The following is a 17,828-nucleotide window of genomic DNA, read 5'->3' as shown; positions in this document are numbered from 1 at the left end:
CGCATATATGTTCAAAAGGTTAACAAGTTTAGGTTTGTTGTGCATGCTTGCTATTGCAAGTTATGCACAGCACCTAAATGAAATCCTCTCAGATTTAGCAGCTCCTGCCAAGCAATCAGTCTTGGTTGTTTCGCATCGTGGTGATTGGCGTAATGCTCCCGAAAACTCACTTCAGGCATTTCAGAACTGCATAGACATGGGGGTAGACATGGTTGAACTGGACTTGAAGAAAACCAAGGATGGAGAACTTATCCTGATGCACGACAATACGCTGAACCGCACAACCAATGGTACAGGAAAACCAGAAGACTATACGCTGGCAGAACTGAAAGAACTCAGGTTGAAGAACGGCGCAGGCTGCCTTACCCGTCATAAGATTCCTACACTTAGAGAAACCATGCTGCTATGTAAGGGAAAAATTCTGGTGAATGTTGACAAGGGCTACGAATACTTTGAAGATGTTCAAAAGATTCTTGAAGAAACCGGTACGGCTAACCAATGTGTTGTCAAGGAAAAGATACCTTATCAAACGATTAAAGAACAGCATGGCGATATTCTAAACAAAGTAATTTTCATGCCTAAGGCTGACTTGTGCAAGCCAGAGGCAGAAAGCATTATCGACAGTTACTTGCAGAATGAGAAACCTTTAGCGTTTGAGGTTAGATTTTCTCAAGTAAACGATAAGGTATTTGAACTGATTAAAAAGCTAAACGACAACGGCATCAAAGTATTTGTCAACGCCTTATGGCCTGCACAAAATGCTGAGCACGACGATGATAGGGCTGTTGAACTGAAACAACCTGATGAAAGTTGGGGATGGCTTATCCAACAGGGGTTCAAACTGATTCAGACCGATCGCCCTGCCCTGCTTCTCGATTATTTGAGAGCAAAAAAACTTCATAAATAACAACTAAGGATTATATGTTTAAGAAAATAATAGACTTCTATAAGGTTTCGGAACCGATTCCGGCTAAAGCCTCAACACCTGAGGAAAACGAAAGAAAACTGAAACGTCTGCAATGGGCTACTTTCCTTTCTGCTACCATAGGATATGGTACATATTATGTGTGCCGACTCAGCCTGAACGTAATCAAAAAACCGATTGTAGATAATGGCGTATTCTCTGAAACTGAGCTCGGTATCATCGGCTCAGTCTTGTTCTTCACTTACGCTATCGGTAAGTTCACCAACGGTTTCCTTGCTGACCGAAGCAACATCAAGCGACTGATGTCTACCGGTCTGCTCGTTACAGCCTTGGTGAATCTGGCTTTGGGCTTTACCAATTCCTTCATCCTCTTTGCAGTTTTGTGGGGATTGAGCGGTTGGTTCCAGTCGATGGGAGCTGCCTCTTGCGTGGTAGGTCTCTCCCGCTGGTTTAATGATAAGAACCGAGGAACGTTCTACGGATTCTGGAGTGCGAGCCATAATATTGGTGAGGCGATGACCTTCATCTTTGTGGCTTCCATCGTGAGTGCCTTCGGATGGCAATATGGTTTTATCGGAGCTGCAATAGTAGGTTTGGCGGGCGTAGTCCTGCTCCTTACTTTCTTCCACGATACGCCAGCCAGCAAGGGTGTTACCCTGCCGGGCATCAAGGTAGAGGAAAAGAAGCAGGATACGGAATCTTACAACAAGGCACAGAGTGCGGTTTTGAAGAATCCGCTCATCTGGATTCTGGCTTTGAGTAGTGCTTTCATGTATATCAGCCGCTATGCTGTTAACAGCTGGGGTATCTTCTATCTTGAGAACGAGAAGGGATATACTACGATTGATGCCAGCTTCATCATCTCTATCAACTCTATCCTGGGTATTGTGGGAACCGTAACATCCGGTCTGGTATCGGATAAGATTTTCAAGGGCAACCGTTATTTGCCAGCCGTTATCTTCGGCTTGCTGAATGCGTTGGCGCTCTGTCTGTTCCTGCTGATTCCGGGGCATCATCTCTGGGTTGATGCTACGGCGATGGTATTGTTCGGTTTGAGCATCGGCGTATTGCTTTGCTTCCTCGGTGGTTTGATGGCGGTAGATATTGCGCCTAAGAATGCATCGGGTGCTGCTCTTGGCGTTGTCGGCGTAGCGAGTTATGTAGGTGCCGGCATCCAGGATATCATGAGCGGTCTGCTCATCGAGGGCAACAAGCATCTGGTAAATGGCGTAGAAACTTACGACTTTACCTATATCAATTATTTCTGGATTGGCGCAGCCCTGATGTCTGTCTTGATGACTTGCATCGTCTGGAAGGCGAAGCCAAAGACAGTTTAAGAAATAAACGAAGCTATCATCAAAATACTCTTCACTCTTCACCTTTCGGCCGGAAACCCCTGTGTTTATCGGCATTCCGAGGGGTGAAGAGTTGTTTTTATCTCTTCACCCACTCTTCACCACTCTTCACCGTCAGGAACGGAAACAGAGGCGAAAGACAGATAGGTGGATTGCAAATCCGACAGAACTGAAGGGTGAAGAGTGGTGAAGAGTAGGTGAAGAGTGCCCGAATACTCTTCACCCCTCAGAATACCGATAAACACAGGGGATTCGGGGCTTTTGGTGAAGAGTGAAGAGTATTTGGCAGGAAGCCTATACGAAAATAAAATAAAGGAGGTTTCGATAACTGTTCCAGTAAAACAGCCGACTAGCGACTCATGCGCTAGTCGGCTGTTTGCAGTTTGCCAGTTGGCTATTTATATTTTGCCAGTTGGCTATTTCCGGTTCTCGCATCAATCATTGCAAGTACCTACATCGACTATCGTAAGTACTTGCATTGACTATCGTAAGTACTTGCGTTAAAGAACGATATCAGTTATTTAAACAAATCATCCATTGTAACGACACTTTGTACCCGACCGGCATATTCGTTGAACTTAAGCCCATAAGTAGTAACCAATGTAAGATGCAAGGAACTCCTGCATTTCGTTTCTTCAGCAAACGTACTCAGTTTATGGCGCAGATTCTTGTCATAAGCAGCATTAATGGAGAAATCATCCTCACAGAATTTCATTTCACAAACATTGATGATACGGTCGGCTCTGTCAATAATCATATCTATCTGCGCACCATCTTTCTCTTTTCTGCTTTTCCAGGGACTCGCCTCTGTCTGCACTCCACTAATACCGAGTGCCTGCTTGATTTGTGGCAGATGATAATAGCAAAGAGATTCAAAGGTAAAACCTCGCCATGCTGTCAGCTCAGGTGTCAGCAGGTTGTCTTGCCAGAAATGCGGATTTGTCGTCTTTCTGCCATCTATGAATGACAAATAGAATTTGCTGTAGAAATCTGTCAGACGGAAATATACCTCACGCTTGGGATAATCATACTTAACATACGATGTTATGAAATCACTCACTTCGAGTGATTTTAATGTAGCTGAAAGTCCACCGCCATCAGGCATTTTTGTAAGCGAAACGATTTCTTTTCGCGTATATCCCTGTCTTTTTTGAGCCAGAAGGCGCACGATAGTCATGCAATCCTCCGCATTAGTAAAGAGAGAAGAATAGAGGCGGTCGAACTCTAAACCGAGTTTGGCTGCAGGTTCGAAGAAAAGTCTGTCCATATTCTGAGCCAGACTTTTGCCTTTCTGCAGCATGGAAATATAATAAGGAATGCCACCTGTAGCCATATAACATTGTATCTGGTCGAACTTAGACATCACGATGTTGTTAGCCTGATAGTATTCTTCGCATTCGCCCAACGTAAACGGGCGCAACTTGATTTCATCAGTTGTGCGATCAAACAAACCGCCTTTGTTGTTTAATAGCTTGTCTGAAATCCATGACGTGGCAGAGCCGCAGACGATAAGCATGATATTCTGCTTTCCTGCAGCCCATCCATTCCAAAAATGCTCTAATGCTGTAACAAATCCCGAGCGGGGAGTGTCAAGCCATGGCAATTCATCTATGAATATCACCTGACGCTTGTCTGCATCTTGCTCTTCCAAGAGATTGATGAGTGCATCAAAAGCTTCGAGCCAAGAGGATGGCACCTTCTTACCCTTGCTGCCATAGCGAACAAGACTGGAGTAAAAGCTAGTCAACTGTTGCTCCATTATTTTTTGACCACTCAACTCGTAAGGAGATAAACCCGTATGGTAAAAGCTCATTTTATCCTGAAACAATTCTCTTACGAGAAAGGTTTTTCCGACCCTTCTTCTACCATATATTACTGCAAAAACAGGTTTATTTTCCTTGTAAAGATCCAGGAGTTCCTTAATTTCCTGCTTTCTTCCGATAATTTTCTGTGCCATAATCCTTTCGTTTATTTTGCTGCAAATATACAAAAAATATCGTTTCGAGCAAAATAAACGCACGCTATTTTGCTCGAAATGGGGTGAAAATACCATTTCGAGCAGAATTTACTTAGCATTTACGAACCGATACTTCACTTCCGCCATCGGATAATTATCGTTCAGACAGCAGATGAATATCAATTTCTAATCATAAATTATTTATCCAACACACTTAAATTCTGATAGAACCAGACGTTCATCTGATTGGCTCCACGATGATTCCAGGCATAGTAAGGAATCAGAGTCAACACATTGTTCTTGACAGATACGCCATTGGCACCCTCTTCCAGAATCTGGGCATCAGCCTTGATAGCCTTGACAGAGAAGGCTGGAGCACCCTTGGTCTCGGTGTTCTGAATGCTGTAGTTATCCACCACAGAGAAGGCAGGCTTCTTGGCCATGACGGCACGGAGCACTGGCTCGTTCTGATTATCCACAGCCTCAGCGCAATATACCAATGGTCCACGCTCTACGGCAACCTTGCCCTTATCATCAGCCACCTTGCCGTTAGCTACAACTGTACGGATAGGCATATCAAAATGGATGCGGATTACATCGCCCTTCTTGATGTTCTTGACAGGCAGATAACCCTTGTTGGCATCGAGATCAGCCTCTACAGCCTTGCCGTTTACGGTTACTGTGTAAGCAGGCTTCTCTGCATCGCTATACTTGTAAAGGTCGCTAGGTACTACCTGGTTGCGAACCCATCCAGGAATACGGACCAGGAGGTTGGCATTCTTCACACCGCTCTTCTTCACAGCAATCTTGATGTCGCCGTTCCAAGGATACTCGGTAGTCTCCTCCAGAACCACATCCTTGCTATTCACCTTGATGGTAGATGTATTACCGGCAAAGAGGTTTACATAGATGTTGTTATCCTTCACACCATAGAGATAACCCGGCACAGAAGGGATGAAGCGGCACAAGTTACTCGGGCAGCAGGCACATCCAAACCATGGCTGGCGGGTGGTGTTGCCATCGGCATTAAACTTATACTTGCCATCGCTTGACAATGGGTTTGGATAGAAGAAACGACCGCCATCCATGCTCATACCCGAGATGACACCATTATATAAGGTACGCTCCATGCAGTCGATATACTTGCTCTCGCCGTGAAGGAGGAACATACGCTCGAAGAGGTAAACCATAGAGATGGCTGCACAGGTCTCATTGTAGGCAGTCATGTTTGGCAACTCATAATCGGCACCGAATGCCTCACCTGCATGGCGGGCACCTACACCACCTGTAAGATAGTATTTCTTGCCTACGATGTTTTCGAAGATACGGTCGATAACCTTCATATAGGCAGAATCCTTGGTCAGGGCAGCCACATCAGCAATACCAGCATACATATAGCCGGCACGAACAGCATGACCCACCGCCTCCTTCTGCTCCAGGATAGGAGCCTGACTCTGAGAATATGGGTTGCGGATATGAGTCTTGCCACGATAGTCGAGCAGATATTTAGCCTCATCCAAATACTTCTTCTCACCGGTCAGGGTATAGAGACGAGCCAAAGCCATCTCAGCAATCTGATGACCAGGAACGATGGTAGCCTGTCCTGGCTTAGGACCTACTTCCTTCACCACGCAATCTGCATAACGCTTGGCGATATTCAGAAACTTGGTGCTTCCGGTAGCCTGATAGTGAGCGCATGCAGCATCTACCATGTGACCGAGGTTGTAAAGCTCGTGGCTCAAATCCTCGTCCTTGACCCAACGCTTGTCACCCGACCACTGGTGTGGATGCTTTGGGTTGATAGTACGAGCGGTATAGAGATAGCCATCTGGCTCCTGTGCCGCACCTACCACATCGAGCACGCTGTCGATATAAGCCTTCAGTTTCTTATCTGGATAAGTCTGGAGAATATAGCTGGCACCTTCAATGGTCTTATAAACATCGGTATCATCGAAAGAGAATCCCATGAACTTGCTCACATCCCACTCCTTGGTATCCAAACCCGGGTGGTTAGGATGCTGCAGGGTATAGGCAGCCATATCGAAATTCTTGTAACGGTGCTCGCTCTCACACTTGCTGAAAGCCAATGGCACGGTTACTTCTCGGGCAGCCTTCAAGCGGGCACCCCAGAAAGTATTCTGTGAAATCTTCACACTGGTGAAAGGAACCTGAGTAAATGGATAACCATTGCCCAATGTCTTTGCATTCTTCGCCATGGTTGGCACAACTACGGCTGCCGAAAGCAATACTGCAGAAATTAATCTCTTCATTTTCAAATAGGTTTTATTAATTTTATATTATTGTTTGTTATTTCGGTTGCAAAGATAAGAAAACTTTCCGACTATAGTGTATAATAAACAATAAAAAACAGGTAATTATCAGTCAAACACCCATATTTATATCATATTTAACGCTTTTTTTTGTTACAATCGTTTTTTTATCTTACCTTTGCAGTCAAATTAGAAATACAATAATATATCAAATATGAATCATCTTCCATACCGTGCCATCGCCCTTGATCTGGATGGCACCCTGACCAACCACGACAAGGTGGTTACCCCGAAAACCCGCGAAGCGCTGCTCCAGGCAGAAGCCGAGGGTGTTGTTATCATCCTTGCTTCAGGCAGACCGACCTACGGCATCGAACCGGTGGCGGAATGTCTGGAACTGGATAAGCGAGGCGGATACATCCTATCTTATAATGGCGGCAACATCGTGAATGCCAAGACTGGCGAAAAACTCTTCGCCCAGTTCCTGCCTGATGAAGTGATACCTATATTATATAGGTACGCGAAGGAGAAGAACCATGCCCTTCTGGGCTATGCCGGCAACGAGATTATCACCGAGATGCCCGACGACCAGTATGTGAAGGAAGAATCGCGTATCAACAAGATGAACATCCGAAAGGTAGAAAACCTGTTCGAAGCCCTGGAGCCTCACCCTACCAAGCTCCTCATGACGGGCGACCCAGCAGATATGCTCAAGGCAGAAAACGAGCTTTCAGAGATTCTGGGCGACAGGATGGACATCTTCCGTTCAGCCCCATTCTTCCTGGAACTGGTTCCTAAAGGCATCGACAAGGCTAAGTCCCTGCTCCGGCTTCTGGCGAAAATCAATCTCACCCCAGCCGATATGATTGCTTTCGGAGATGGCTACAACGACCTGAGCATGCTGAAACTTGCCGGCATGGGTGTAGCCATGCAGAATGCAGCACCAGAGGTCAGGGCAGAAGCTGACTACATCACACTTTCCAACGAAGAAGATGGCGTAGCTGCTGCTTTGGAACATTTCAGAGAAAAGTAAAAAGGTAAAAAAGTAAAAAGGTAAAAAAGCCTAGCGGGGTATAATCTCCCTAGTTTCTTTTTACCTTTTTACTTTTTTACCTTTTTACCTTTCAAGAATCAGTCCACCCTTAGGCTGCATTTCCACCTTCAGGTTTCCCTTCTTATCCACCTTTACGGTCTTCATCTGAGAAACAGGCCAGAGAGCCTTCTTGTCCTTGCTGGCAGTTTCATGATAATAGGTAACGCTCTTGCCGGCAAGCATTGGCAGATTCAGGGTGAGCTTCATCACCTCATCGGTGCCATTCAAACCAGCCACATACCATTTATCACCATGGCGACGTGCCACAACCGCGTATTTTCCAGGATAACCGGCGATGAACTGGGTCTCATCCCAGGTAGTAGGAACGCTCTTCAGGAAATCAATCTCGTGCTGAGGAAGCTCAGAAAGATTGTTCGGATAGATGGCGATGCACTGGATGGCTGCCTGGTTCATGATAGCCGAAGCCATCTCGAAGACATCGGTGGTATAACGGCGATGACGACTCTTGTTATCCTTGGAGAGATACTTGTTCATGATGGTACCACCCCAATCCATCGCTCCCACGGCATTGCGGCAGAATGGATGCATGGTCAGCTCAAAACCCTCCTGCTTGGCATGATAATCTGAGAAGAATACATTCTCTGAAGCCAGGACAGCCTCGCTCGAAACATAGTTAGGATACATGCGTTCCCAACCTCTAGGCAAAGTACAGCCATGGAAGATAACTTGAATGCCATAATCGTTGGCATCGCTGAGGATGTCTTCATACTGCTGCATGGTATGCTGCTTGTCGCCACCGAAGAAATCTACCTTGATACCCTTGATGCCGATACTCTTCATCCAGGCCATCTCCTTCTTGCGGGCCACGATGTTATCCATGATGCCACGAGGCCCCTGAGGTGCATCGTTGGTCACACCATTGGAATTATACCAGAGCATCAGACTCACATTCTTGCTCTGCGCATACTTGCTCAACTCTGCTATCTTGTCTCTACCAATCTGGGTATCCCAGAGCGCATCAACCAGCACATATTCATATCCCATGGTAGCAGCCAGGTCGATGAACTGCTTCTGGTCGTTATAGTTGCAGGATTCATCCTGCCAGATGAGCCAACTCCAGGCATACTTGCCTGTTCCGTATTTCTGGGAAGCCTCGAATCTTGGCTCTACTACATCGTATGGAATGGTGGTCTCTACCAGAGGCTTCAAATCAGAACCCACGGTAATGGTGCGCCAAGGAGTGGAACCCGGAAGGATGAAGGCGCCCGATGTAGAACCGATGCCATCAGCCTCCTTCTCCATTGGGAAGGCGATCTGATAACCCTTTGCAGCATCATAATCGCTGATATGACAACCCGGATAGTTGCCGTGAGTACCCGTCTCGCTGACCAATACCCAGCCATCGCCGCCTACCTTGAAGAGGCAAGGGAAGGTATAGCCATGGCCATAACCCGACTTGGCTGTAAGAGGCTGATCCACCTTATAATCTTCTTCATAACTTGGTTTGGTTCGGGCAAAGCCGATAAGCGGATCCGACTGTGGACAGAGGTAGGTGGTGGTTACCTTCGGCAGATTGAAGGCTGTCTTCTCCTCATTCACGATGATATGCTGAGCCTTCAGTTGATCAAAAGTATAACGGAATGCCACGTCATTGTTGCTTACATTGAAAGTAACCGTCATTGGCTGCTTCTTACCGTTGATGTATGTCACGTTGAGCTGGTTGGCATGATAATCTACATGCGAAACCTTGGCGGTGCGGAGGTCATAGCTCTTCTCCACCTTTATCTCATTCTTGCCCTGATAGGTCAACCCCTGACTGAAATCGCCTACATTGGCAAGGAGTCCGAGCTGTGATTCCTCCATCATTCGCTTGCCTGCATAGTCGATGGAATAATAGAGTTTGCCATCGTGGTCTTCTACCACGACATTCAACTTACCATCAGGAGAACTGACAGTATTCTTCTCTGCGTATGCACCGATGCTCGCCATCAATGCCAGCAATACTGCTAAAACATTTTTCTTCATTTCCAGATAAAAGTAATTAGTTTATTTGTTACTATGTTTTTATGCCGCAAAGTTAAGCAATATTATCGAATAAACAAAAATTAAACCGAATTATTTTGTATTTTCTTCAAATAATAGTAACTTTGCACAAAATAAACTATACACATATCAGCAGTTATGTTACAACTTGACAATTTCTATAAGGCTCGCTTCGTGCTGAGCAAGGTAATAAGAAAGACTGAGTTGGTTCACACGCCAAGAATCAACCCAGAGAGTGATGTTTATTTGAAACCAGAGTGCCTGCAGAAGACCGGTTCGTTCAAGATTCGTGGTGCTTACTATAAGATTTCACAACTCACCGATGAAGAAAAGGCAAAGGGTGTGATAGCCTGTTCTGCGGGCAACCATGCACAGGGTGTAGCGCTGGGAGCTACAGCCATGGGCGTTAAGAGCCTCATCTGTCTGCCTGAAGGTGCTCCTATTAGTAAGGTGGAAGCCACCAAGCGACTGGGTGCTGAAGTCTGTCTGGTCCCTGGCGTTTACGATGATGCCTACCAGAAGGCGCTGGAACTGAAAGATAAGCATGGCTACACCTTCGTTCATCCTTTCGATGATGAGAATGTCATCGCCGGGCAGGGCACCATCGGATTGGAAATTATCGACCAGCTGCCTGATGTAGAGGCAGTAGTAGTGCCTGTTGGCGGCGGCGGTCTGATTTCGGGTGTGGCTTTCGCCATCAAATCGTTGAATCCGCATGTAAAGGTATATGGTGTTCAGGCTGAAGGAGCAGCAAGTATGGTACAGAGTCTGCACGATCACAAACAGGAGAAGTTGCCTTCTGTAGCAACCGTAGCCGATGGTATTGCCGTAAAGGAACCGGGCAAGATTACCTTTGAAACCTGCTCCAACTATGTTGACGAAATCGTAACCGTGAGCGAGGATGAGATCTGTGCAGCCATCCTGAAACTCATAGAGAGCGAGAAGATGGTAGCCGAAGGTGCCGGTGCGGCCAGCGTGGCAGCCGTGATGTACAACAAGGTTCCGGTGAAGGGTAAGAAAACCATCTGCGTGATAAGCGGCGGTAATATCGACGTAACCATCCTGAACCGCGTCATCACCCGTGGTCTTGCCAAGAGCGGCCGTCTCTGCACCATCGAGATGGAACTGGATGACAAACCGGGCGAATTGGTAGAGGTCTGCTCTGTCATCGCCGGATTGGGTGGCAACATCACCGGTGTTCACCACGACCGTTCTGCCAATCGCAACAAGGTGAATGCCTGCGTGCTCCGCCTCACCATGGAGACTCGCGACGAGGAACACGTAAGAGAAATCAAGGAGGCTTTGGAATCAAAGGGATTCCATCTCTGGATAGTATAATATTTAATGTTGAGTGTTGAATGTTGAATGATTAGTGTTCAATGTTTAGTGTTAAGTGTTAAATTATAAATTGTAAATTATAAATTGAAGATTATGAACGCAATTCACACAGACAATGCGCCTGCAGCTATCGGTCCATATAGCCAGGCTATCGAAGTAAATGGTTTTGTTTTTGCATCTGGTCAGATTCCTATCGACCCTGCAACAGGCAATTTCGTAGAAGGCGGTATCAAGGAGCAGACTCGCCAGAGCCTCACCAACGCCCAGAACATCCTGAAGGCAGCAGGTACCGACCTTTCTCATGTAGTTAAGACTACAGTTTATCTGAACAGCATGGACGATTTCGCTGCCATGAACGAGGTTTATGCCGAGTTCTTCAGCCAGCCATATCCAGCCCGTTCTGCCGTAGCTGTAGAGAAGTTGCCAAAGGGTGCCCTCGTAGAGGTTGAGGTTTTGGCAGCCAAGTAATTCTTCCTTTTTTCTATCAGGAAGTAAAGTTTCTAGGTGAAAATATTCTTTAGATGGTATCAAGCATTACATTAAAGAATCTGATTATAGGCTATCGTTCGAAGCACCAGCTCCGGGCGATAGCCTCACCTGTTCATGCCTCGCTCCAAGCTGGTGAACTGACCTGTCTCATCGGAGCCAACGGAGTGGGCAAATCTACCTTACTTAGAACTTTAGCCGGATTTCAGCCAGCACTTGATGGCGAAATCCTGATTCAAGACAAATCTCTTTCCGATTTCTCTGCCCAGGAACTCGCCAGGGAAATCAGCATCGTTCTCACATCGAAGACAGACCATGCCCAGCTCTCTGCCGAAGAGATTGTAGGCATAGGCCGTTCTCCCTATACCGGTTTCTGGGGCACATTATCAGCTGCCGACAAGCAGATTGTTGCTTCTGCTCTTCAGGAAACGGGCATTCAGCATCTTGCCCAGAGAAACATCAGCGAACTGAGCGATGGTGAACGTCAGAAGGTAATGATAGCCAAAGCCTTGGCGCAGCAAACCCGCATCATCATCCTGGACGAGCCAACCGCCTTCCTCGATTTCCCCAGCAAGATAGAAACTCTCCAGATGCTCCACCGTCTGGCGCACGAACAGCACAAGTCCATATTACTGTCAACCCATGATGTAGAGTTGGCGCTCCAGCTTTCCGACCGTCTCTGGCTGATGGAAGAAAGCCGTTTCTCTATCGGCACTCCTAAAGAACTGGCTGCCGATGGTTCCTTATCCAGATTCATCAATCGTGACGGCATCCGATTCAACAAGGCCTCCCTCCGCATCGAAATCAAATGAGTTTTCGTAATTGATTTTATTCTATGGTTGCACGCAAGCACATAAAGAAAAATTCTCAAGTGGCTCAGTTTGCTAACTCAAGTAGCTCAGTTTGCCAACTCAAGTAGCTCTATCAGACAACTCAAGTAGCTCAATCAGCGAGTTCAGACGTCTCAGTTAGCTGATGCAGACGTCTCGATGAGCCTACGGATACGGCTCCGTTAGCCTACGCAGTCATATCCGTAACCCGATGCAGCCACATCCGTAACCCAGCGCAGCCATATCCGTAACCTGATGCAGCCATATCCGTAACCCAGCGCAGCCTTCATACGAATAAATTTTAGACAATTATCTATCACCCATCACGATTTGCACATATCGCATATCTTAACATGTTAATATACAAACACTTAAATAGCGTGACAGATACTCCGAAAACAGGAATATCCATCACGCTATCCATCACGATTTGGGGTTATCCATCACGATTTTCTCACTACTAGGTATCGCATTCCGTCGTTGAAACGCTTGCGATGGATGGTTGGCATCTGAGAAAGCTTGCGACCGAAGGCTATGAGACTGTTCAACTTCAACGATGAACCGATGTGACTCTTCAGCTCCTGGAAAATCTCGGCTGCCGTAAGATATTCGCCTTGTTCGGCATCATCGGTCAGGTCGAAATAGAGATCGAAATACTGGTCTACCGGAGAAAGTACCTCAAACTTCCTGTTGTTCGCCATGATCTGTCGGGTTTGTTCCGCATCAAAATAAGTCTTCTCGCCTGCCCGTAATGCAGAGAGCGCCTGCGCATAGAGCTGTTCATAATTCGGACGCTGACTCACGTTGATAGGTCCCGTGAGCTCCACACCCAGAAAACGGCGATTACCGGAAGGATCGGAGAGAATATCCTCCATATTGCTCGTGGCAATAAAAGATGCCATTCTCGGGAATTCCTGTACATGACTGCCATACGGAGGCTTTATCTTGACACTCGGCAACTGGATGATGTTCTTCAGAAATCCCTGCTGCACCTGAGGAGAAATCTGGTTAAACTCATCCAGGTTGATAACCAGCGACTGGCACATCGCCTGAAGCACCTGCCTTTTTTCTGACAATACGAGATTATCATTATACCCCCATTGCAACTCCGGCGGAACCAGAGACCGGCAGAAAGTACTCTTGTTGTAACCCTGCTTGGAGATGAGAAGTGGTGCCACAGAGTTGCCGTATTTGCGATGACTGTAAGTGCGCCACTGGTCAACCATCGCCAGAAACCAGGTATAGAACCAATCCTCCCAATAAGGATTATCAGTAGGAACCGTGCGCGCCAAGGCACGGATATGATCCTTGCCGTCCCACTTTCCCTCACAATTAAACAGGAAATTTTCTACAGGATTATAGGTAGAAAGAAGATCCGACTCCAGATAATTGCGCACATCCTTGATACTCACACGGATGTTGGCGAGCTGAACCTCCAGCGTCATGCGCTTCTGCACACGGGCATCCACAGGCTGATAGCCCCAATAATCCTTTTCCTTCGGCCGGTATTCTGTGCATTTCATTACCGAATTATAACGGAAATCATATTTCTTACACAGAAATCCTATCATACTCATGATATTGTCGCTCAACTCTTTACCTTCTTTATCCACATCTCCGGAAGACTTATCAACCTCCCTCTCATCAACGCTCTCCACAGGTTTGTCTGCGCCATGAAAGACCTCATTCAACGTCAGGGGCAACGCATCTTCACGATAATAAGGAAAAGAATCTCTTGTCATCAGGAAATCAGAAAAGATAGAAGGCTCGGGCATCTGCATCTTTGCCTTTACAAGCGCCTGATAAAGCGGAGCAAAGGTCAGGAAAGCCTGCTTGTAAATTCTGTCAGCATCGGCCTCCTCATCAGGTAACGTCCCCTTTGCCAGCGCATATTTCGCCAGAACATGCAGACTGATGCCATCGGCTCCCACAAAGGCTGCAAGGGTGGAAGGCAGACTGGCTACTTTCTGCTTGATGGCATCTGCGCCTCCATCCTCATCAATATCAACAAACGTAAGCAGCAGAACGCCGTTGTTTTTCTTCATCTTCAGGAGTCCATTCTCCGATTTCTGAAATTCTGCTGCAGGGTGAACATGCATCCAGGTTGGCATATCCTTATACCCATCATAACCATTCGTGAGATAAGGTACATATTCACGGAAGTTCTCCACGGTATTCCTGGCATCATCGTTTACGATGCGCCCCAGAAAGCGTTCCAAGCTCTTGGTACTGACCAGGAGCTGGTTCTTTTTATCTCTATGTGTGATAGTAAATTTCATTGTCTGTCATTTAAAAGTTTATATTATGATGAAACACTTTATTTCATGCCATGAAACAGTTTGTTTCACCCTGTGAACCAAACCGATACGTCGCATTCCCGCTTTCGATACATCGGCAAGGGATTCTGCTTTACTCGTAAACGAATCCGATTTCTTCTGCATAATGATCATAGGCAGGTTCCCCATAACCATATTCAGCAAAGACCTTCTTCACCTGCTCCTGCATTTCCGGCGTAAGATGTTTCTCTCCCCGATGCACACGATAATAGGAAGTACGGTTCCCCAGAACATCCATGATGCGGTACTTGATGGTCTGCATTTCGGCATGTTTTACCTGGTCGTAGAGATGAGAAAATCCCCATGCTGCCTTGAACTGGTGCACACGCATGAAATGGGAGCATGATGCATGGAGGTTAGCATCGGGATAAACAGCATTTCCGGCAGTAACATCATCGGGTTTGAACTTAGCCGAGATGAATCGGATGCATTCTGCTGCCCGAGGACAATCGGCATTGAAGCAGTACATCCAATGATAATCTACCAGACTTTTGATAAACTCAGGATCATTAAGATTTAATTTCATGAAAGAATAAATTTAAAATTAAACATTAGGTTTCGCAGTGGTTAAAGCCATTGTGGAATCTGTGTTGTCAACTCTCCGCAAAGAAACACAGGGCAGCTGTGGTATAAGCAACAGCCCCATGTAACTTGGTTGCTACAAAGATACAAAATTTTAAAGCCAGATGCAAGCTTTGTCCCGAAAACTTTCATCTTTGTCCCGAATCACGTGCATAAAAAAACCGCTTTCAGCAAGAAGATAAGCTGAAAAACGTGATGGATAAAGGCAATAAGTGATAGATAGCGTGATGGATTTTGTAAACATTTCGGCTATCTATCACGCTACACAGATGAGGCAAACACCTCATTATCAAATGGTTAAAGATTAAAAAAGAGAAAACGTGAGGGATGTGAGGGATAAAAAGAGGAAATGCTTGATGGTACATTCTTCACGATAGAGATTGTCATATCGGCAGTATTCAACTTCACATCATACTTACCAGCCTCGTCAATCTTCCACTTATTGTCGGCATTACTTGAAAACAACCTTCTTACCTTTCTTCACATAAATACGCATCTGATCCAAGTCTATGGTGATGTCATAATATCCTGCTTCTTTTACCTTAAACTTATAATCTTCTTCTTTTCTTATTGATGTGGAAAGATGCGCCAAAGAGACCGCAGAGTTAAACTCGTAGTCTTGATACTCCGCATTGTAACTCTTGCAGACTCTCCAGTCAGGAGCATTGACAAACTTGAATAGTTCATTTGCCTTCAGATAGACGGTTGCCTTGAAGACCTTTCCATCCTCGTCTCGGTTCATCGCTATTGCATGGTCCAAGTCGTAGGCAGCATTGCCTGCTTGTTGCACAGCCTCTCCCGTGATATAGATGCCATCCTCCACATTCTCACCTTCCATCACAGCCATTGTCCAGTATTCCAATGAAGGAAGCGTGAAAGAAACATCATAGCCGTTTTGGGTAAAAGGAAGTTCCTGCACCGCCCCTGCATGACTATCAGGAGTTGCCACCCATACCTTGGAGACTTTCCTCGTAGATTTCACCGTCACAGGAATATTGGTCTTCTTCTCAGGTTTCACACGAGTACCCCAAAGGTCACGCCATGAGAGGTCGTTGGTATTGAGGAAGTTGAGAAAATGCAACACATCACACTTACCTACCTTCTTGGCGAATGTTGTCAGCGAGTACTCCTTAGGAGGCCAAGCTTGCACGGTCAGTCCTGAAGTCGAACTGATGATAGGCAGATAAGCAGACTTAGAGGTCGTACCACGCAACAAGTTCTGATAAGCAGTCTGGAAGTCGTAGTATCTGACAAGTGCCGTCTTCAACTCATCGCTCATCGCCAAAGGTGCTGCGGGGAAATACTCACGAGTCAACATGTGGTCGCCCATCTCAAGATGAGAACCGCCAAGGGCAAACATCGCCGCATCGGCAAGCAAGACTCCTGGCGTATTGACCATCCTATCTCCAGAGCCCCCATTGTCTGCTTTATCATAATTGATGTAAGCCGCAAAGACAGTCGGATGCTGATGGTCGCTATACTTATCATTAGTTTGGATGATACCAAAGAGATTGGCAAACTGGTCCTCCGATGCGCCACCATATCCATTGCCATTGCCCCAAACCTCATTATAACAGAAGTCTATATCATTCCTGACAATTTGCTCAGCCCCATAGCCTGAGACAGCATTCATCACCAAAGACTTATCGGGATGCGCCTGCTTCATGGCTTGGATGAAAGACTCATAAGAAGAAGGCAAATCTACCTCATGGCGATTGGCATCATACACGGTACCACGGTAGCCCAACTGGTCTATCTGGAAGCCATCAAAGCCAAAGTTGTCATACACCTCCTCATTACGTTCAACCATATACTGCAACCACCCTTGATTGCTTGGCACCTGCAAGTAAATGTTGCTTGCCCAAGAATCTGGCAAACCATGATAGTCTTGCTCATAATTGCCAGCGTTATTCTTCAGCAAAGCCCACTCGGTCTTGACCCCATCATTGGTAGCATTCTTCCATGCACCAAAGCAAAGGTTGTAGAAGATGGACTTCATGTTATACGAATGCTGCTCGGCAATGTAATTCTTGACATACTCCACACCGACCCAACGTTTACTGATATCTTGATACCATGAGGTGAGAGAACCATCAGCATTCAACTTCACGGGCTTGTGGTGCATCCACTGCCAATCCTGAAACTGCACACCATTGATATGGAGACGGTTGAGATAAGCCATCTCAGTCTTGATGTTGGCGTTCTTGTCTATGCTACCATCATAGTTGTTGAAATTCGCCACAAAACCATAACGTGGGAAACGCTTCCAGTTGCTTGACACATCAACAGCTATTGTTCCCAACACGACCTCCGTCCCATTCGACTTGGCAAACAATTCCACGAGATAACCTTGGTAGTCGGTAGTAGGTGGAGTCCATGTCCATCGGTTGTTGCTCATGACATCCGACAACTTATGCGTCTCCAACACCATAGCACCATGGCGGTAGCGCACATAGGCATTGCTTGGCAGACTGCCACTTGCACTGAACACCACAACCTGTCCTGGAGTATAACAAGCCTTGTCGGTTGTCATCTCCACCGACAGTTGTGAAGAGATGGTTGCAGCATGGCTCATCATCGCAAAGACGAATGGCAGAGCCAAAGAAAAGCCATACTTGCAACCCAAACGCAAGAGAATAAACTTTCTCATCA

The 17,828-nt window shown here is 46.3% G+C and carries 13 protein-coding genes; 6 read left to right on the top strand and 7 right to left on the bottom strand.

The genetic code is table 11. The features are described from left to right. The first annotated feature begins 7 nt into the window (after positions 1-7). Both ACWJAO_RS01770 and ACWJAO_RS01765 read left to right on the top strand, forming a co-directional pair. Positions 8-907: a glycerophosphodiester phosphodiesterase family protein gene (locus tag ACWJAO_RS01770; protein ID WP_449139057.1), complete on the top strand. Its 900-nt coding sequence runs from the start codon at positions 8-10 to the stop codon at positions 905-907. Between the two features lie 14 nt (positions 908-921). After that, positions 922-2,262 (top strand): MFS transporter, encoded by a 1,341-nt coding sequence (locus ACWJAO_RS01765; protein WP_449139056.1) that lies wholly within the window; start codon positions 922-924, stop codon positions 2,260-2,262. A 97-nt stretch (positions 2,263-2,359) separates the two neighbouring features. Here the strand turns inward: ACWJAO_RS01765 and ACWJAO_RS01760 are convergent, their stop codons facing one another. The 3 genes from ACWJAO_RS01760 to ACWJAO_RS01750 all read right to left on the bottom strand — a co-directional run bounded on the left by ACWJAO_RS01760 (position 2,360) and on the right by ACWJAO_RS01750 (position 6,507). After that, positions 2,360-2,503, bottom strand: a complete 144-nt coding sequence (locus tag ACWJAO_RS01760) for a hypothetical protein (protein WP_449139055.1) — start codon at positions 2,501-2,503, stop codon at positions 2,360-2,362. A 294-nt stretch (positions 2,504-2,797) separates the two neighbouring features. After that, positions 2,798-4,237 (bottom strand): AAA family ATPase, encoded by a 1,440-nt coding sequence (locus ACWJAO_RS01755; RefSeq protein WP_181985833.1) that lies wholly within the window; start codon positions 4,235-4,237, stop codon positions 2,798-2,800. 197 nt (positions 4,238-4,434) lie between these two features. Further along, a complete protein-coding gene (locus ACWJAO_RS01750) occupies positions 4,435-6,507 on the bottom strand; it encodes a glycoside hydrolase family 127 protein (protein WP_449139054.1) in 2,073 nt (690 codons plus the stop codon). Positions 6,508-6,721: 214 nt separating this feature from the next. Between ACWJAO_RS01750 and ACWJAO_RS01745 the strand changes: the two genes are divergently transcribed. Next, positions 6,722-7,540, top strand: a complete 819-nt coding sequence (locus tag ACWJAO_RS01745) for a Cof-type HAD-IIB family hydrolase (RefSeq protein ID WP_449139053.1) — start codon at positions 6,722-6,724, stop codon at positions 7,538-7,540. An 84-nt stretch (positions 7,541-7,624) separates the two neighbouring features. Here the strand turns inward: ACWJAO_RS01745 and ACWJAO_RS01740 are convergent, their stop codons facing one another. Beyond that, complete coding sequence (locus tag ACWJAO_RS01740; protein ID WP_449139052.1) at positions 7,625-9,586, bottom strand: glycoside hydrolase family 97 catalytic domain-containing protein; 1,962 nt, start codon at positions 9,584-9,586, stop codon at positions 7,625-7,627. A gap of 156 nt (positions 9,587-9,742) precedes the next feature. Here ACWJAO_RS01740 and ilvA point away from each other — a divergent pair, with 156 nt between their 5' ends. The 3 genes from ilvA to ACWJAO_RS01725 all read left to right on the top strand — a co-directional run bounded on the left by ilvA (position 9,743) and on the right by ACWJAO_RS01725 (position 12,240). After that, positions 9,743-10,942: a threonine ammonia-lyase gene (gene ilvA, locus ACWJAO_RS01735; RefSeq protein ID WP_449139051.1), complete on the top strand. Its 1,200-nt coding sequence runs from the start codon at positions 9,743-9,745 to the stop codon at positions 10,940-10,942. 93 nt (positions 10,943-11,035) lie between these two features. Beyond that, positions 11,036-11,410 (top strand): RidA family protein, encoded by a 375-nt coding sequence (locus ACWJAO_RS01730; protein ID WP_006848032.1) that lies wholly within the window; start codon positions 11,036-11,038, stop codon positions 11,408-11,410. 53 nt (positions 11,411-11,463) lie between these two features. After that, positions 11,464-12,240: an ABC transporter ATP-binding protein gene (locus ACWJAO_RS01725; protein WP_449139050.1), complete on the top strand. Its 777-nt coding sequence runs from the start codon at positions 11,464-11,466 to the stop codon at positions 12,238-12,240. A gap of 461 nt (positions 12,241-12,701) precedes the next feature. On the opposite strand, the gene ACWJAO_RS01720 is transcribed toward ACWJAO_RS01725, so the two are convergent. From ACWJAO_RS01720 to ACWJAO_RS01710, 3 genes are all read right to left on the bottom strand, one after another. Further along, entirely contained in the window at positions 12,702-14,537 is a 1,836-nt protein-coding gene (locus tag ACWJAO_RS01720; RefSeq protein WP_449139049.1) for a VapE domain-containing protein, read from the bottom strand. Between the two features lie 130 nt (positions 14,538-14,667). Further along, a complete protein-coding gene (locus ACWJAO_RS01715; RefSeq protein WP_449139048.1) occupies positions 14,668-15,120 on the bottom strand; it encodes a DUF6078 family protein in 453 nt (150 codons plus the stop codon). A 507-nt stretch (positions 15,121-15,627) separates the two neighbouring features. Continuing rightward, positions 15,628-17,826: a glycoside hydrolase family 66 protein gene (locus tag ACWJAO_RS01710; protein ID WP_449139047.1), complete on the bottom strand. Its 2,199-nt coding sequence runs from the start codon at positions 17,824-17,826 to the stop codon at positions 15,628-15,630. Positions 17,827-17,828 lie beyond the last annotated feature (2 nt).

Source organism: Segatella sp. (genome assembly GCF_977051555.1).
The sequence above is the reverse complement of the archived record's forward strand: the minus strand, read 5'-3'. Positions and strand labels throughout refer to the sequence as shown.

What these genes read in the sequence shown, in the direction of transcription:
- ACWJAO_RS01770 (WP_449139057.1), top strand. Translation starts at nt 8, where the DNA reads ATGTTCAAAAGGTTAACAAGTTTAGGTTTGTTGTGCATGCTTGCTATT.
- ACWJAO_RS01765 (WP_449139056.1), top strand. Translation starts at nt 922, where the DNA reads ATGTTTAAGAAAATAATAGACTTCTATAAGGTTTCGGAACCGATTCCG.
- ACWJAO_RS01755 (WP_181985833.1), bottom strand. Translation starts at nt 4,237, where the DNA reads ATGGCACAGAAAATTATCGGAAGAAAGCAGGAAATTAAGGAACTCCTG.
- ACWJAO_RS01750 (WP_449139054.1), bottom strand. Translation starts at nt 6,507, where the DNA reads ATGAAGAGATTAATTTCTGCAGTATTGCTTTCGGCAGCCGTAGTTGTG.
- ACWJAO_RS01745 (WP_449139053.1), top strand. Translation starts at nt 6,722, where the DNA reads ATGAATCATCTTCCATACCGTGCCATCGCCCTTGATCTGGATGGCACC.
- ACWJAO_RS01740 (WP_449139052.1), bottom strand. Translation starts at nt 9,586, where the DNA reads ATGAAGAAAAATGTTTTAGCAGTATTGCTGGCATTGATGGCGAGCATC.
- ilvA (WP_449139051.1), top strand. Translation starts at nt 9,743, where the DNA reads ATGTTACAACTTGACAATTTCTATAAGGCTCGCTTCGTGCTGAGCAAG.
- ACWJAO_RS01730 (WP_006848032.1), top strand. Translation starts at nt 11,036, where the DNA reads ATGAACGCAATTCACACAGACAATGCGCCTGCAGCTATCGGTCCATAT.
- ACWJAO_RS01725 (WP_449139050.1), top strand. Translation starts at nt 11,464, where the DNA reads ATGGTATCAAGCATTACATTAAAGAATCTGATTATAGGCTATCGTTCG.
- ACWJAO_RS01720 (WP_449139049.1), bottom strand. Translation starts at nt 14,537, where the DNA reads ATGAAATTTACTATCACACATAGAGATAAAAAGAACCAGCTCCTGGTC.
- ACWJAO_RS01715 (WP_449139048.1), bottom strand. Translation starts at nt 15,120, where the DNA reads ATGAAATTAAATCTTAATGATCCTGAGTTTATCAAAAGTCTGGTAGAT.
- ACWJAO_RS01710 (WP_449139047.1), bottom strand. Translation starts at nt 17,826, where the DNA reads ATGAGAAAGTTTATTCTCTTGCGTTTGGGTTGCAAGTATGGCTTTTCT.